Annotated in this window: 14 protein-coding genes; 8 read left to right on the top strand and 6 right to left on the bottom strand. The window is 61.6% G+C overall.

Annotated elements, in window-relative coordinates:
• The first annotated feature begins 14 nt into the window (after positions 1-14).
• Together CHB64_RS07045 and CHB64_RS07040 are read left to right on the top strand one after the other, a co-directional pair.
• Positions 15-1,286: an NAD(P)/FAD-dependent oxidoreductase gene (locus CHB64_RS07045; protein WP_089411879.1), complete on the top strand. Its 1,272-nt coding sequence runs from the start codon at positions 15-17 to the stop codon at positions 1,284-1,286.
• Between the two features lie 39 nt (positions 1,287-1,325).
• Positions 1,326-1,712 carry a DUF302 domain-containing protein gene (locus CHB64_RS07040; protein WP_089411878.1) on the top strand — a complete coding sequence of 129 codons (387 nt, stop codon included), beginning with the start codon at positions 1,326-1,328 and terminating at the stop codon, positions 1,710-1,712.
• 87 nt (positions 1,713-1,799) lie between these two features.
• Here the strand turns inward: CHB64_RS07040 and CHB64_RS07035 are convergent, their stop codons facing one another.
• Both CHB64_RS07035 and CHB64_RS07030 read right to left on the bottom strand, forming a co-directional pair.
• Positions 1,800-2,243, bottom strand: coding sequence for an RrF2 family transcriptional regulator (locus CHB64_RS07035; protein ID WP_089411877.1), 444 nt, complete (start codon positions 2,241-2,243; stop codon positions 1,800-1,802).
• 76 nt (positions 2,244-2,319) lie between these two features.
• The gene (locus CHB64_RS07030) at positions 2,320-2,682 is read right to left on the bottom strand and encodes a YbaN family protein (RefSeq protein WP_089411876.1); all 363 of its coding nucleotides are present in this window, start codon (positions 2,680-2,682) and stop codon (positions 2,320-2,322) included.
• A gap of 288 nt (positions 2,683-2,970) precedes the next feature.
• On the opposite strand from CHB64_RS07030, the gene CHB64_RS07020 reads away from it, so the two are divergent.
• Positions 2,971-3,429 carry a group III truncated hemoglobin gene (locus tag CHB64_RS07020; protein ID WP_089411874.1) on the top strand — a complete coding sequence of 153 codons (459 nt, stop codon included), beginning with the start codon at positions 2,971-2,973 and terminating at the stop codon, positions 3,427-3,429.
• A 19-nt stretch (positions 3,430-3,448) separates the two neighbouring features.
• Positions 3,449-3,922 (top strand): hypothetical protein, encoded by a 474-nt coding sequence (locus CHB64_RS07015; RefSeq protein WP_089411873.1) that lies wholly within the window; start codon positions 3,449-3,451, stop codon positions 3,920-3,922.
• On the opposite strand, the gene CHB64_RS07010 is transcribed toward CHB64_RS07015, so the two are convergent.
• Positions 3,919-4,545, bottom strand: coding sequence for a GNAT family N-acetyltransferase (locus CHB64_RS07010; protein WP_159462437.1), 627 nt, complete (start codon positions 4,543-4,545; stop codon positions 3,919-3,921). The genes CHB64_RS07015 and CHB64_RS07010 overlap by 4 nt on opposite strands.
• A gap of 97 nt (positions 4,546-4,642) precedes the next feature.
• On the opposite strand from CHB64_RS07010, the gene CHB64_RS07005 reads away from it, so the two are divergent.
• Positions 4,643-5,836, top strand: coding sequence for an NnrS family protein (locus tag CHB64_RS07005; protein ID WP_089411871.1), 1,194 nt, complete (start codon positions 4,643-4,645; stop codon positions 5,834-5,836).
• Here CHB64_RS07005 and CHB64_RS07000 read toward each other — a convergent pair.
• From CHB64_RS07000 to CHB64_RS15360, 3 genes are all read right to left on the bottom strand, one after another.
• Positions 5,805-6,143: a carboxymuconolactone decarboxylase family protein gene (locus CHB64_RS07000; protein WP_089411870.1), complete on the bottom strand. Its 339-nt coding sequence runs from the start codon at positions 6,141-6,143 to the stop codon at positions 5,805-5,807. The genes CHB64_RS07005 and CHB64_RS07000 overlap by 32 nt on opposite strands.
• A gap of 13 nt (positions 6,144-6,156) precedes the next feature.
• Positions 6,157-6,849, bottom strand: coding sequence for a cyclic nucleotide-binding domain-containing protein (locus CHB64_RS06995; protein ID WP_089411869.1), 693 nt, complete (start codon positions 6,847-6,849; stop codon positions 6,157-6,159).
• An 89-nt stretch (positions 6,850-6,938) separates the two neighbouring features.
• Positions 6,939-7,307, bottom strand: a complete 369-nt coding sequence (locus CHB64_RS15360; RefSeq protein WP_200815262.1) for a hypothetical protein — start codon at positions 7,305-7,307, stop codon at positions 6,939-6,941.
• Here CHB64_RS15360 and CHB64_RS06990 point away from each other — a divergent pair.
• Genes CHB64_RS06990 through narH form a run of 3 tightly spaced genes read left to right on the top strand, consistent with a single transcriptional unit; the run spans position 7,189 to position 15,145 of the window.
• Positions 7,189-9,897: a nitrate/nitrite transporter gene (locus tag CHB64_RS06990; protein WP_375790375.1), complete on the top strand. Its 2,709-nt coding sequence runs from the start codon at positions 7,189-7,191 to the stop codon at positions 9,895-9,897. The two genes, CHB64_RS15360 and CHB64_RS06990, sit on opposite strands and share 119 nt — an antisense overlap.
• Positions 9,894-13,631 (top strand): nitrate reductase subunit alpha, encoded by a 3,738-nt coding sequence (locus CHB64_RS06985; protein WP_089411867.1) that lies wholly within the window; start codon positions 9,894-9,896, stop codon positions 13,629-13,631. Before CHB64_RS06990 ends, CHB64_RS06985 begins: the two co-directional genes overlap by 4 nt.
• Positions 13,628-15,145 (top strand): nitrate reductase subunit beta, encoded by a 1,518-nt coding sequence (gene narH, locus CHB64_RS06980; protein WP_089411866.1) that lies wholly within the window; start codon positions 13,628-13,630, stop codon positions 15,143-15,145. Before CHB64_RS06985 ends, narH begins: the two co-directional genes overlap by 4 nt.
• The last annotated feature ends 2 nt before the right edge of the window (positions 15,146-15,147 follow it).

Raw genomic sequence — 15,147 nt, 5'->3', positions numbered from 1 at the left:
AGAGGGACAAGACCATGGCGACGATAGCAATCTTAGGCGGCGGCCTCGGCGGGGTGATGATGGCTTACGAAATGCGCAAGGAGGCGCGGAAGTCGGATCGGGTGATGCTTGTCTCTGACAGGTCGTCATTCCAGTTCACGCCCTCTAATCCATGGGTCGCCGTGGGCTGGCGCAAGCCGGAGGACATTCAGATTCCGCTTGAGACTCCCATGAAGCGGAAAGAAATCGATTTCATTCATAAGGCCGCGGCGAAGGTGAACCCCTCGGAGAATAGGATTGTTTTAAGCGACGGCGAGATGCTCGATTACGATTATCTCGTCATCGCGACGGGGCCGGAACTCGCCTTCGACGAAATCGAGGGATTGGGTCCGAAAGGATTTACGCAATCGATTTGCACGACCGAACATGCCGCCAGGGCCGGCGAAGCGTTTGATGCGTTCGTTAAAAATCCGGGACCGGTCGTCGTCGGCGCATCTCAAGGCGCGTCATGCTTTGGTCCAGCCTATGAATTCGCTTTCATTCTTGATACGGAGCTTAGACGTCGTAAGATTCGCGATAGGGTTCCCATGACTTTCATCACCAGCGAACCTTACATTGGCCACCTCGGACTTGACGGCGTAGGCGACACGAAAAGCCTCATGGAGTCGGAGCTGCGTGACCGGCATATCAAATGGATCGTCAACGCCAGAATCGCCAAGGTCGAGCGCGACAGGATGAGCGTTGAAGAGATCGGCTCCGACGGCGGCATCGTTGCAAGCCATGAATTGGATTTCCATTATGCGATGATTCTGCCGGCGTTCCGGGGGGTGGAGGCGGTGCGCGATATCGACGGCCTCGTCAATCCCCGCGGATTCGTGCTCGTCGACAAGCATCAGCAAAATGAAACGTTTACAAACGTCTTTTCGGTCGGGGTGTGCGTGGCCATTCCCCCGGTTGGAAAGACGCCGGTCCCGGTCGGCGTGCCGAAAACCGGCTTCATGATCGAATCGATGGTCGCAGCGACGGCGAAGAATATCGCAGCGCTGATCGAAGGACGCTCCCCTGAAAACGAAGCGACATGGAACGCGGTTTGCCTCGCCGATTTCGGGGACGGCGGCGTCGCTTTCGTCGCCATGCCGCAGATCCCGCCGCGTAATGTCAATTGGTCAGCGCAAGGAAAGTGGGTTCACATGGCGAAGGGCGCATTTGAGAAATATTTTTTGCGAAAAGTTCGCCGCGGAAACCCTGAACCGATATATGAAAAAGCAGTTCTGAATCTGATGGGCGTTCACAAGCTGAAAGGGTAAGCGCGATTCGCCGTTCATGCAGAAACGAAAGAGGCCGCCATGAAATATTACATCGCAAAAATCGTAGATGCGCCGTTTGATGAAGCGAAAGCGAAAATGATCGAGTCCCTCGCCGCTGAGGGATTCGGCGTGCTTTCAGAAATCGACGTCAGTCAGACGCTGAAAGCAAAACTCAACGTCGAGTTTCCGCGATATGTAATCCTCGGCGCCTGCAATCCTAAGCTTGCTCATCAAGCGCTGAAGGCGGAAGAAAGGGTAGGCGTCATGCTTCCGTGCAACATTGTTCTGCGCGAGCTCCAAAATGACGGCGTCGAAATCGCGGCGATCGATCCGACGGCTGCGATGGCGATCATCGGCAATCCTTCGCTTGAGAAAATCGCCGACCAGGCGCGCGAGAGGCTGCGCCGCGTTGTCGGCGCTTTTTGAGCATGGCGTTCGCCTGGCGCCGCTGTGAAAATGCGTCGGCGGGTTGGCGGAGCATCCCGCCGCAGGCGGAAAGCGGCTAAACACGCATCATGCCTGCTGCGCAATGCCAAGACGGGCGCCGATCGCCGGGCTGCGTTTCAGGACGTCCGCGAGCGTCTTGCGGTCGAGCGCCTTGAGGAATGCGGCGAGGGCGTCGTGGAAAACGCCCGTCAACGCGCAGGCGCCGGCGATGGGACAGGTGTTGGTCTTGCGGTCGAAACACTCGACCAGCCGCAGATCGTCTTCATAGCGTCTGACCACGTCGCCGATATTGATGTCTTTCGGCGCCCGGGCGAGGGCGAGCCCGCCCTGGCGGCCCCGCACGGTGGTCACGAAGCCGTCCTTTCCGAGCTGGTGAACGACCTTCATGAGATGATTTTCCGATATGCGGTAATGCGCCGCGACTTCCCGGATGGTGGCGAGTTCGTCGCGCTTGAGGCCGAGATACATCAGCACCCGCAGCGCATAATCGGTGAACAGGGTCAGTCGCATGGTTGTGTCCGTTTGTGAAGGCTAAAGGAGTATCCTGAGGTAAGCTTTTGGCAAGCACGGCGCGGGCGCGGCCGGATCAGGGCGCATCTGGCCGGGTGAGCACGAACAGGGCCGCCCCGCCCAGCACAAGCGCCTGAAGGACGAGGGGCCATGCGCCCGCGCCGAGCGCAATGCTGAACGCGAAAGCGAACGCCATGACGGCGACCGCAAGAATCTTCGCGCGTCGTCCGATCGCGCCATGCCGGCGCCAGTTGTCGATCAACGGCCCGAAATGGGGGTGGGCGAGCAGCCAGTCGTGAAGCCGCGGCGAGGATCGCGCGAAGGCGAAGGCCGCCAGAAGAAGAAACGGGGTCGTCGGCACAAGCGGCAGCACGGCGCCCGCCGCGCCGGCGGCGAGGCATCCGAAACCGAGCAACAGCCATAAAGGTCGCGCATTCATTCGTTCGTCTTTTCGCTCGAGCAGGCGCAGGCGCAAAGGGCCGCCTCCAACAACAGGCCGTCCAGCAAGGGGGCGAATTCCAGCGGCCGCTGTTCATGCGCGGGCGGCGCGACTGTCGGATGCATCTCCGTCTGCGCGCCTCGCCCGTCAGGCGTCGCCGACCATGTTTTGAAAAGGAAAGGCATCGTCGTCTCGCTCGCAGATAAGATGTATTTACAATACATCTATAATGCGCTACACGCCGCCTGTGAAGACCGAGACGGACGAAAAGAGGAGTGAACTTCGAACATGATCGGCGCCAGACGCGACGAGGCCGCAGCCAGAATCGCGCATGAAACCGGCATCGACGAAGCGATGATCGGCCGGCTCGTGCGGCGTTTTTACGACAAGGTCAGGGCCGATCCGCTGCTCGGTCCCGTTTTCGATGCGCGCATCGACGACTGGGATGGACATCTTCAGCGCATGTGCGCGTTCTGGTCGTCGGTGGCGCTGATGACTGGCCGGTATCACGGCCGGCCGATGGAAAAGCACATGCTTCTGCCGGTCGACGCGGCGCATTTCGACCGCTGGCTGACGCTCTTCCGAGCGACTGCGGCGGAGGTCTGCCCGCCCGCCGCAGCGGCGCATTTCATCGTTCGCGCGCAGCGCATCGCCGAGAGCCTCGAGCTTGGCGTGGCCGGCTTCAGCGGCGTCATGCTGCGCAAGGGCGAGCGTTTCCGCCGCGCCGCGACAGCGTCCGAAAAATAATGTGCACGGATGAAACGCCATGACAGACATTGCGATCGCCCGCGGGCTTCACGTTCTCGCCGTCGTGCACTGGATCGGCGGGGTGTTCATGGCGACGGCGGTGATTCTGCCTGCGATCGCGCGTCTGGCCGAGCCGGAGCGCCGCGTCGCCCTGTTCGAGGCGGTGGAGAGGCGGTTCTCCTCTCAGGCGAAGCTGTCGGTGACTCTGGCGGGGCTCACCGGTTTTTACATCACGCATCGCTACGACGCCTGGGGCCGGTTTCTCGATCCCGGATATTGGTGGATGCATGCGATGACGCTCGTGTGGGCCCTCTTCGCTTTCGTTCTTTTCGTCGCCGAACCTCTGTTTCTTCACGCGTGGTTCCGCCGCCGCGCCGCTGCAGCGCCGGAATCGACTTTCATGTTGATACAGCGTTTCCATTTTTGTTTGCTGATCGTCAGTCTCGTGACGATAGGCGCCGCCGTGCTTGGCGCGCACGGCATTCTTTTCTAGGGCGGGTTATGATCGAAAGTTGCACGCCAGTCCTTACGCCGCAGCTCCCAATACATGGACGGGCGGCGAGCGCCTTCGGCTGTGATGCAAATCCTGTCGGCGCCCCGTGTAAAGCCAAGATGCGCAAGCAGCCGCGACGTGCGGATATTGTCGAGCGCGTTCGTCATGGCGATCAGCCGTATGCCAATCGTCTCGAAAAGCCAGAAGAAGAGGGCGGCCGCCCCGCACGAACCCAGCGAGGCCGACTGAAGATCGGCGCGAATGCCGCCGCCAAATTCGGCCGAAGCGCGCTCGGGCCAGACATGAAGATCGACGAAGCCGGAAAGCGCGCTTTCGCGGTCGCGTGCGACCATCAAGAGGCCTTCGCCGCGCGCCGCTTCAGCGGCATGAGCGTCGATCCATTGCGCAATCCAGTCGGCATGTACGGGCTTGGGAATGGTGTAGAGCGGGCCGCTGACGCGCGGATCGGAAAGTAGGGCATGGAGCGCTTCCGCATCGGCGGCTCTGGCTGGGCGATAGGCGCCGTAAGGCGTGTCGACCCAACGCGCAGATCGTATGGCGCGGCGAATCGCTTCGGCTTCTTCCGGCGAGGCGCGCAGGATGGTGTCGGGCGGCTGCGCCATTGCGCGATCTCTGGGGCTGCTCGGCGAGTATATCCCGGGCGTCAGCGCGCCGCAGCTTCCCGATGCAGTCTGCATCCGGCAAGGGTAGAGGGGCGTAATGCCATCCGTTGAAAAAATCCGCGCATACGCCGGGCCGGCGCTATTCAGTTTCGGCTTTCGGCCGTTCTTCCTCGCGGGCGCGCTCCTCGCCGGCCTTCTGCCTGTCGTCACGGCGGCGGCGCTTGGCGGCCGGTTCGAGGTCGGCGGCGCCTACGGTCCTTTCGCCTGGCACGGCCACGAGATGGTCTACGGCTATCTCGCCGCCGTCATTGCGGGGTTTCTCACGACCGCCGTGCCGAACTGGACGGGGCGAATGCCCGTCGTCGGCGCCCCGCTCGCCGGGAGCTTGCTGATCTGGCTTGCGGGCCGGATCGCCGTCGCCATGTCCGGCGCGTTCGGCTTATGGGCCGCCGCCGCGATCGACGTCGCCTTTCTTCTCGGCGTTAGCTTCTTCGTATGGCGCGAGATCGTCGCCGGCAGGAACTGGCGCAATCTGCCGGTCTGCGCGCTGCTGACGCTGTTCGCCGCCGGCGATATTATCTGGCACGGGGAGCAGTTGTCGGGCGCGCAGACGGGCCTCGGCTATCGCTGGGGCCTCGCCGGGGTCGCGATGCTGCTTGCGCTGATCGGGGGGCGGATCACGCCGAGCTTCACGCGCAACTGGCTCGCCAGAACCGGGCGCGCGCCGATAAAGGCCGGCGTCGGGGCGATCGACAGTGTCGCGCTCGCGCTGGCTGGCGCGGCCATGGCGGTCTGGACGGTCGCGCCGTTCGGGCCGCTTACGGGGATTCTCCTGGTTGTTGCGGGCGTCGCCCATCTCCTCCGGCTTTCCCAGTGGGGAGGCCTGCGGACCTTCGCCGAGCCGCTCGTGACGATCCTTCACGTCGGCTATCTCTGGCTGCCGGCGAGCTTCCTGATGCTGGGTCTGTCCGCTCTGGCGCCGGGCGCCGTTCCGCCGATGGCGGCGCTCCATGCGCTCGCCGCCGGAGCGGCCGGCGTGATGACTCTCGCGGTGATGACGCGCGCGACGCGCGGCCATACGGGCCGCCCGCTCGTCGCCGACGGCTGGACGGTCTTAATTTATGCGCTCGTCAATCTCGGCGCTGCGCTGCGCGTCGCGGCGCCGTTCCTGCCCGTCGAGTATGCATTGGCGGTTGGAGCCTCCAGCGGCCTGTGGAGCGCGGCGTTTCTGCTCTTCGCCATCGTATACGGACGTTATCTCATCGCGCCTCGGCCGGGACGGGCGACGTGACATCTTCGACCCAGCTCAAAGCGGCGACGGCGCGGGGAAAGCCGAGCGTTGTGACCGCGAGGAGCGCGGCCTGTTTAAGCTCTTCCGGGCTGAAGCCTTCGTCAAGCGCCCGGCGGACATGGCTGTGCACCGCGCCTTCCGAACCTGCGCCGATCGCGAGGCCGAGCTTGACGAGGCGACAGGCGCGGGCGTCAAGGGGGCCCGCCTTCGCCGCCGCTTCGCCGAGCGCGGCGTAAGCGCTCCAAAGCTCCGGATAGTTCTGCGCGACGTCCCCCGCGGCGGCGGGCAGCGAAGCCTTTTTCACCACTTGAGCCTCCTTGTTACCGCAGATCGATCAGACGAGAGGGTTTCGCTAGCGTTTCGAGATCCTTGATATTGTCGAGCCGGACGTCCGCCCCGCTGACCCGCACGCCATAAGGTTTGAGCGTGGCGAAGGCGCGCGAGAGGTTTTCCGGCGTCATGCCGAGCATCGAGGCGAGCACGCGCTTTTCAACCGGTATGGTGAACCGGCCTTCGCCGCCCTGCCGGGCGTTCTGGACGAGCAGATAGTTCGCGAGGCGCTCGACCGCCGAGCGCAGTTTGAGATTCTTATAGGCGCGCACGACACCGTGATAGCAGCCGGCGAGCTCGAGCACCGCCATTTGGGAGAAACTCGCGTCCTGCTCCATCGCGTCGCGGACGTTCCGGGAGGGAATCATCAAAATGCGGGAAGGAGCCAGCGTTCGGGCGGAGAGGTGATAAGGGCTGTCGAGAAGCGCGGAGGCGAGCACGAATGTCGCCACCGGCCGGATCAGGGTCATCGTTCCTTCGCGGTTGTTCGCAGAGGCGAAAAGCTCGACCTGCCCTTCGATGAGCACATGCAGAAAATCAGTCGGGTCGGTTTCGGAAAACAGAATAACGGAAGCCGGGAAACGCTGAAGATACGAACCAGTGAGCAACGTCTCAAAATGGGCCTCTTCCATCCCTGAAAACAGCCTGAGGCCGCGAACCGTCTGCTTGTCGTTGTCGCGCATGCGGGTCTCCGGCGAGTTGGGGGCGCAGGATAGGGTCTCGATTCTTCGTCTCTGGACTTGATTATTGTCAAGCGAAATCGGTCGCCAGGTCAATTCGGCGCGCGCATAAATAACGCCCTCAATCGACGTCCATCAATCGCCCGGGCGAAATCGCGCGCGGCCGGGCTTGTTTCTTCGATTCCGTTGCGATTTTCGCGTCGCGCCGGCTTGCGGCGCGCGCGTCCCGTACGGACTATCAGGTCGTTGTCAGGCATCCAGAGATCGCTTTCTGCCGATCGCAAGTCGGGGCGGACCTTGAAAAACCTTGCGCATGTTTCGACAGGCGAGCAGCGGCGTGCGCTGTGGCTCAGCACATTCGCTTTCACGGCATGCTTCGCCGTGTGGACCATCTTTTCGATCATCGGCTTGCAAATCAAAGAAGATCTGGGGTTGAGCGAAACGCAGTTCGGCCTGCTCATCGGCACGCCGATCCTGACGGGTTCTCTATCCCGGCTAATTCTCGGAATCTGGGCCGATCAGCATGGCGGGCGGATCGTCTATACGATGGTGATGTTGTCGGCGGCCATCGCGACCGCGCTTTTGACGCTTGCCGAGACCTATCCGCAGTTTCTTCTCGCCGCGCTGGGGGTTGGTCTTGCGGGCGGATCATTCGCGGTGGGCGTCGCCTATGTGTCGAAGTGGTTTCCGACCGAGAAGCAGGGAACTGCGCTCGGCATATTCGGCGCGGGTAATGTCGGCGCGGCGGTGACGAAGTTCGCCGCGCCCTTCGTGATGGTGGCGTACGGATGGGAGACGGTCGCCCAGGTTTGGGCCGGAGCGCTTGCGGTGATCGCCGTCGCCTTCTGGCTTTTTGCGAAGGACGATCCCGAACGCGCGGCGCGACGAGAGGCGGGCGCGAAGCCCAGAAGTTTCGCCGAGCAGTTCAAACCGCTGGCCAATCTGCAGGTCTGGCGGTTTTCGCTCTACTATTTCTTCGTGTTCGGCGCTTTCGTAGCGCTCGCCCTGTGGCTGCCGCGCTATCTCGTGGGCGTTTATGGACTCGACGTCAAGCAAGCGGGCATGATCGCTGCGTTCTATTCGATCCCGGCGAGCCTTTTCCGCATCTATGGCGGTCATCTATCGGACGCGCACGGGCCTCGCAAAGTAATGTACTGGACGTTCGGCGCCTCGATCGTCGCGCTGTTCATGCTCTCTTATCCGAAGACGGATTACATCATTCACGGCATCGAGGGACCGATCGCGTTTTCGACGGAGATGGGACTCGTTCCCTTCATCGTGCTCATCTTCGTGCTCGGCTTCTTCATGTCGCTCGGAAAGGCGGCGGTCTACAAGCATATTCCGGTCTATTATCCGGAGCATGTGGGCGCGGTCGGCGGCCTCGTCGGCATGATCGGCGGCCTCGGCGGGTTCGTTCTGCCGATTCTGTTCGGCGTCATGAACGATCTTACCGGCATCTGGACGAGCTGCTTCATGCTTCTCTTCGCCATCGTGGCGACGGCGCTCATATGGATGCATATGGCGGTCCTGCGCATGGAGCGTCAGGCGCTTGGGCCGGAGCTCGAGGCGCTGCCGCAATTCCCCGAGATGCAGGAGATCCATACGCCCGAGCGCGGCAGGGCGATCGGTCCCGTACTTGAAGACTGGCGCCCCGAAGACGAGACGTTCTGGCGCGAGAAGGGCAGGCGCATCGCCAACCGCAATCTCTGGATCTCGATCCCCGCGCTGTTCCTCGCTTTCGCGGTGTGGATGGTCTGGAGCGTCGTCGTCGCAAAGCTGCCGGCGATCGGTTTCGACTACGCGACCGATCAGCTGTTCTGGCTGGCGGCGCTGCCGGGGCTGTCCGGCGCGACGTTGAGGATTTTCTATTCCTTCATGGTCCCGATTTTCGGCGGCCGGCTGTGGACGACCTTGACGACGGCCTCCCTTCTCGTCCCCGCTTTCGGCATCGGCTACGCGGTGCAAAACCCGGATACGCCTTATGTAATCTTCGTCGTGCTGGCGCTTCTGTGCGGCCTCGGCGGCGGCAATTTCTCTTCATCCATGGCGAACATCAGCTTCTTCTTCCCGAAAGCCGAGAAGGGCAACGCGCTCGCGCTCAACGCCGGTCTCGGCAACCTGGGCGTCAGCGCCATGCAGTTCGTCGTGCCCTTGGCCATTACCGCGGGCGTTTTCGGCGCGATTGGCGGCGATCCGCAGATCACCTCTGAGGGCGAGCGGCTTTGGCTGCAAAATGCAGGTTTCATCTGGGTTCCGTTTCTGCTCGTCGCGACGGCGGCGGCCTGGCTCGGCATGAACGACATCGCCTCGGCGAAAGCGTCCTTCGCCGAGCAGTCGATCATCTTCACCCGTCGGCACAACTGGATCATGTGCCTGCTTTATACAGGAACCTTCGGTTCATTCATCGGCTACTCGGCCGGCTTTCCGCTGCTGATCAATCTGGAATTTCCGGAAAGGAACGCGCTGCAGTTTGCGTTTCTCGGCCCGCTTGTCGGCGCGTTGTCGCGCTCCATGACCGGCTGGGTCGCCGATCGCTGGGGCGGCGCGCGAGTCACTTTCTGGGTGTTCGTCCTTATGATGCTCGGCGCGGCGGGCGTTCTTTACTTCCTCGACGTCAAGCATCAACCGGGCGCGTTCTGGGGCTTCTTCGCCATGTTCATGCTGCTCTTCTTCGCCAGCGGCGTGGGCAACGCGTCGACCTTCCAGATGATCCCGGTCATCATGCGCGAGGAAACGCCGCGCCTGATGCCGCATCTCTCGCCGCAGGAGCAGATGCGCCAGGCTGAGAAGGAATCCGCTGCGATCATCGGCTTCACCGCCGCCATCGCCGCTTATGGCGCGTTCTTCATCCCGAAGGCCTACGGCACGTCGATCTCGATGACCGGCGGGCCCGCCGCAGCATTGTGGGGCTTTCTCCTATTTTACGCCGTTTGCGCCGCCGCGACATGGTTCTTCTACGCGCGAAAAGGCGGCCTTCTGCATGACATCGAACGCAGCCGCGCAAGGTCGACTGGCGTCGCGCTCTCGACGCCCCAGGGAGGAACCGCATGAGCCACATCCTGAACCGGCTGACCTTCTTCAAGAATCGCGCAGGCTCGTTTTCCGGCGGGCATGGCGTCGTCACGAGGGAAGACCGCTCTTGGGAGGACGCCTATCGCAAGCGCTGGCAGCACGACAAGATCGTGCGCTCGACGCACGGGGTGAACTGCACCGGCTCCTGCTCGTGGAAGATTTACGTCAAGGGCGGCATCGTCACCTGGGAGACTCAGCAGACGGACTACCCCCGCACGCGTCCCGATCTGCCCAATCATGAGCCGCGCGGCTGTTCGCGCGGCGCGAGCTACAGCTGGTATCTCTATTCCGGCAACCGGCTGAAATTTCCGCTTATCCGTTCGCAACTCCTGAAAGCCTGGCGCGCGGCGCGCGCGACCCTGACCCCCGTCGCCGCGTGGGCGTCGATCGTCGAAAACCCCGAAACGCGCGCCGCCTATGTGAAAAAGCGCGGCCTCGGCGGTTTCGTGCGCGCAAACTGGAACGAGGCGAACGAGATCATCGCGGCGGCGAACGCTTATACGGCGAAAAAATACGGTCCCGACCGGGTCATCGGCTTTTCGCCCATTCCGGCCATGTCGATGATCTCCTACGCGGCGGGATCGCGTTATCTGTCCCTGCTCGGCGGCGTCTGCATGAGCTTCTATGACTGGTATTGCGACCTGCCGCCTTCTTCGCCGCAGACATGGGGCGAGCAGACGGACGTTCCAGAGAGCGCCGACTGGTACAATTCAGGTTTTCTGATTCTCTGGGGCTCGAACGTGCCGCAGACGCGCACGCCGGACGCTCATTTCTATACGGAGGTGCGTTACAAAGGGGCAAAGAGCGTCGTCGTGTCGCCGGATTATTCCGAAGCGTCCAAGTTCGCCGATATCTGGCTGTCGCCGAAGCAGGGCACGGACTCCGCCCTTGCGCTGGCGCTGGGCCATGTCGTCCTCAAGGAGTTTTATATCGATCGGCAGGTTCCCTATTTTCAGGATTATGCGCGCCGATACACCGACATGCCGATGCTGGTGCGGCTTGAGAAGAAGGACGGCCGGCTGGTTCCGGGCCGATTCGTGCGCGCATCGGACTTCGACGACGCGCTCGGCGAGACGAATAACGCAGAGTGGAAGACCGTCGTCATTGATGAGGCGACAGGGCGCGTCGCTGCGCCGCGCGGTTCCATCGGCTTCCGTTGGGGCGAACAAGGAAAATGGAATCTTGAAGAAAAGGCCGGCGACGGCGCGCCCCTGCGCCCCCGCCTTTCGCTGATCGACGCGCGCGACGAGGCCGTCGATGTCGCCTTCCCCTATTTTGGCGGCCGCGCGCACGAGTATTTCGAGCATGTGGAGCATCCGGAGATTCTGGAGCGACGCGTTCCGGCCCGGCGCATGGCGCTGAAAGACGGCGAAACGCTCGTCGCCACGGTATTCGATCTTTTTCTCGCCAATTATGGAGTCGACCGCGGGCTCGGCGGGGCGAACGTCGCAAAATCCTACGACGACAACGTTCCGTATACGCCTGCATGGCAGGAGAAGATCACCGGCGTTGCGCGCGAGCAGGCGATCATGGTCGCGCGCGAGTTCGCCCGAAACGCAGAGGTCACGAACGGCAAGTCCATGGTCATTCTCGGGGCCGGCCTTAATCACTGGTACCACATGGACATGAATTATCGCGGCATTATCAACCTGCTGGCGATGTGCGGCTGCGTCGGCCAGTCTGGAGGCGGATGGTCGCATTACGTCGGACAGGAGAAGCTTCGGCCCCAGACAGGCTGGCTGCCGCTCGCTTTCGCGCTCGACTGGGCTAGGCCACCGCGCCAGATGAACTCGACTTCGTTCTTCTATGCGCATACGGATCAGTGGCGTTATGAAACGCTTGACGTAAAGGAAATTCTATCCCCGCTCGCGCCGCAGGGACGCTGGAGCGGGGCGCTCATCGACTTCAACGCCCGTGCCGAGCGCATGGGCTGGCTTCCTTCCGCCCCTCAGCTCGAACGCAATCCTCTCGAAGTCGCGCGCGAGGCAAGGAAAGCGGATCTCGACGCTAAGGACTATGTTGTTCGAGAACTCAAGTCAGGCGCGTTGAGGCTATCCTGCGACGACCCCGACAATCCTATAAACTGGCCGCGCAATCTTTTTGTGTGGCGCTCGAATTTGCTAGGCGCATCCGGCAAGGGCCATGAATATTTTCTCAAGCATCTCGTCGGCGCGTCGCATGGCGTGCAAGGCAAGGATCTGGGAGAAACAGGCGGCCAGAAGCCCGAGGAGGTTGTTTGGCGCGACGAAGCGCCGGAAGGAAAACTCGACCTTCTCGTGACGCTCGACTTCCGCATGTCGACGACATGCGTCTACTCGGACATCGTGTTGCCGACTGCGACATGGTATGAGAAGCACGATCTCAACACTTCCGACATGCATCCTTTCATTCATCCGCTTACGGCGGCGGTCGATCCGTTATGGGAAAGCCGTACGGACTGGGCGATTTTCAAAGGAATCGCGGAGGCGTTCTCTCGCGTTGCGCCGGAAGTTCTGGGCGTGGAGGAGGATGTGGTGCTCACGCCCATTCTGCACGACACGCCGGGCGAGATCGCGCAGGCGACGGACGTGAGGGACTGGAAGCGAGGCGAGATCGAGCCCGCACCCGGCAGGACCATGCCGCAGATTGCCGTGGTCGAGCGCGACTATCCAAATCTCTACAAACGCTTCACCGCGCTAGGGCCGCTGATGACGCAGATCGGCAACGGCGGCAAGGGCATCAGCTGGAACACGGAACATGAAGTCGAGGCGCTCAGGTGCCTCAACGGCGAGGTGACCGAGGAAGGGCCGACCAAAGGGCTGCCGCGTATCGAGAGCGACATTGATGCGACGGAAGTCGTGCTGATGCTCGCCCCGGAGACGAACGGCGAGGTCGCAGTGAAGGCCTGGGAGGCGCTTGGAAAGGCGACGGGGCGCACGCATGCGCATCTCGCCGTCCCGAAAGAGGACGAGAAGATCCGCTTCCGCGACATCGTCGCCCAGCCGCGCAAGATCATCTCTTCGCCCATTTGGTCGGGAATCGAATCGGAGAAGGTCTGCTACAACGCCGGCTACACTAACGTTCATGAACTGATCCCCTGGCGCACGCTGACAGGGCGCCAGCAGCTTTATCAGGATCATCTGTGGATGCGCGCCTTCGGCGAAGGTTTTTGCGTCTATCGACCGCCTATCGATACCAAAACCATCAAGCCTATGCTGGCCGAACGCTCGAACGGCGAGAAGGAAATTGTTCTCAACTTCATCACGCCGCATCAGAAATGGGGCATACATTCTACTTACACGGATAATCTTCTTATGCTCACCCTTTCGCGCGGCGGTCCCATCGTGTGGATTAATGAAGACGATGCGAGAAAGGCCGGAATCGAGGATAATGACTGGATCGAGGCCTACAATCTGAACGGCGCGCTGACCGCGCGCGCCGTCGTCTCGCAACGGGTCAAGCCTGGGATGATGCTGATGTATCACGCGCAGGAGAAGGTGGTGAACGTGCCGGGATCGGAGATCACCGGCCAGCGCGGCGGCATCCACAATTCGGTGACGCGCGCTGTGCTGAAGCCGACGCATATGATCGGCGGATATGCGCAACTTTCCTATGGATTTAACTATTATGGCACTGTCGGTTCGAACCGGGACGAATTTGTTGTTGTCCGGAAAATGAAGAATGTCGACTGGATGGACGAACCGGCGAAACCGCATATGGAGGCGGCGGAATGAAGATTCGCGCGCAACTGAGCATGGTGCTCAATCTCGACAAATGCATCGGCTGTCACACCTGCTCCGTTACCTGCAAAAACGTGTGGACGAGCCGCGAAGGCGTTGAATACGCCTGGTTTAACAATGTCGAATCGAAACCGGGCGTTGGTTACCCGGATGATTGGGAGAATCAAGGGCGCTGGAACGGCGGTTGGGTACGGAAGAAGAGCGGCAAGCTTGAACCGAAAATGGGGGGCAAGCTCGCCGTTCTGTCGAAGATCTTCGCCAATCCCGATCTTCCGGAAATCGACGACTACTACGAACCTTTCACCTTCGATTACGAGCATCTGCAAAAGGCGCCGGAGATGAGGGCGGCGCCTACCGCGCGTCCGCGCTCTCTCGTCACCGGCGAGCGCATGGAGAAGGTGAGCAAAGGACCGAACTGGGAGGAGATTCTCGGCGGAGAATTCTCCAAGCGTTCAAAGGATTACAATTTCGAAAAGGTCGAGAAGGAAATCTACGGCCAGTTCGAGAACACTTTCATGATGTATCTGCCGAGATTGTGCGAGCATTGCCTTAATCCCGCCTGCGTCGCAGTGTGTCCCTCAGGCGCGATCTACAAGCGCGAGGAGGACGGCGTCGTTCTGATCGATCAGAACAAGTGCCGAGGCTGGCGCATGTGCGTTTCGGGCTGTCCGTATAAGAAGATTTATTATAACTGGCGATCCGGCAAATCCGAGAAGTGTACGCTCTGCTATCCGCGTCTTGAAGCGGGTCAGCCGACGGTGTGCTCGGAGACATGCGTCGGGCGCATCCGTTATATCGGCGTCGTCCTTTATGATGCGGACAGGATCGAAGAGGCCGCCAGCGTCGAAAAACCAACCGACCTTTATCAAAGCCATCTCGATGTCTTTCTCGATCCGAATGATCCGGAGATCGCCGCGCAGGCGCTCGCCGACGGCGTGCCGCAGGCCTGGATCGACGCCGCCCGCCGCTCGCCCATCTGGAAGATGGCGATGGAATGGAAGATCGCCTTTCCGCTGCACCCGGAATATCGCACCCTGCCGATGGTGTGGTATGTGCCGCCCCTGTCGCCGATCCAGTCCATGGCGCAGGCTGGCGCTTTCGGCGAAAGGGGCGACATGCCGAGAGTGCGCGATCTGCGCATTCCGCTCAAATATCTCGCCAACATGCTGACGGCCGGCGACGAGGAGCCCGTCGCGCAGGCGCTCGAAAAGCTTATCGCCATGCGCGCCTATATGCGCTCCAAGTCATATGAGGGCGCGCCTGACGAGTCCATTCCAGCGAAAGTCGGCATGACAGGGGGCGAGATCGACGAAATGTACAGGCTGATGGCGATCGCCAATTATGAGGACCGCTTCGTCATTCCGACGACGCACCGCGAATACGCCGAGGACGCATATAACCTGCGCGGGGAATGTGGTTTCAGCTTCGGCGAGGGGTGCGGCGAGCCCAAGCGCGCCATCCAGTGGACGGGCCTGTTCGCCAAAACCGGCCAGAAAGAAACGGCGTAGGA

Origin of the sequence: Amphiplicatus metriothermophilus, from assembly GCF_900199215.1 — a bacterium.
In the GTDB taxonomy this organism is placed as follows: domain Bacteria; phylum Pseudomonadota; class Alphaproteobacteria; order Caulobacterales; family Parvularculaceae; genus Amphiplicatus; species Amphiplicatus metriothermophilus.
Note: the sequence above shows the minus strand (reverse complement) of the source record. Positions and strands in the feature narration are given on the sequence as shown.

Excerpts from the sequence above, each read along its gene's own strand:
- CHB64_RS07015 (WP_089411873.1), top strand. The coding sequence starts at position 3,449 with ATGACAGACATTGCGATCGCCCGCGGGCTTCACGTTCTCGCCGTCGTG.
- CHB64_RS06985 (WP_089411867.1), top strand. The coding sequence starts at position 9,894 with ATGAGCCACATCCTGAACCGGCTGACCTTCTTCAAGAATCGCGCAGGC.
- CHB64_RS06995 (WP_089411869.1), bottom strand. The coding sequence starts at position 6,849 with ATGCGCGACAACGACAAGCAGACGGTTCGCGGCCTCAGGCTGTTTTCA.
- CHB64_RS07010 (WP_159462437.1), bottom strand. The coding sequence starts at position 4,545 with ATGGCGCAGCCGCCCGACACCATCCTGCGCGCCTCGCCGGAAGAAGCC.
- CHB64_RS07005 (WP_089411871.1), top strand. The coding sequence starts at position 4,643 with ATGCCATCCGTTGAAAAAATCCGCGCATACGCCGGGCCGGCGCTATTC.
- CHB64_RS07030 (WP_089411876.1), bottom strand. The coding sequence starts at position 2,682 with ATGAATGCGCGACCTTTATGGCTGTTGCTCGGTTTCGGATGCCTCGCC.
- CHB64_RS07040 (WP_089411878.1), top strand. The coding sequence starts at position 1,326 with ATGAAATATTACATCGCAAAAATCGTAGATGCGCCGTTTGATGAAGCG.
- CHB64_RS07045 (WP_089411879.1), top strand. The coding sequence starts at position 15 with ATGGCGACGATAGCAATCTTAGGCGGCGGCCTCGGCGGGGTGATGATG.
- narH (WP_089411866.1), top strand. The coding sequence starts at position 13,628 with ATGAAGATTCGCGCGCAACTGAGCATGGTGCTCAATCTCGACAAATGC.
- CHB64_RS07035 (WP_089411877.1), bottom strand. The coding sequence starts at position 2,243 with ATGCGACTGACCCTGTTCACCGATTATGCGCTGCGGGTGCTGATGTAT.
- CHB64_RS15360 (WP_200815262.1), bottom strand. The coding sequence starts at position 7,307 with ATGAGCAGGCCGAACTGCGTTTCGCTCAACCCCAGATCTTCTTTGATT.
- CHB64_RS07020 (WP_089411874.1), top strand. The coding sequence starts at position 2,971 with ATGATCGGCGCCAGACGCGACGAGGCCGCAGCCAGAATCGCGCATGAA.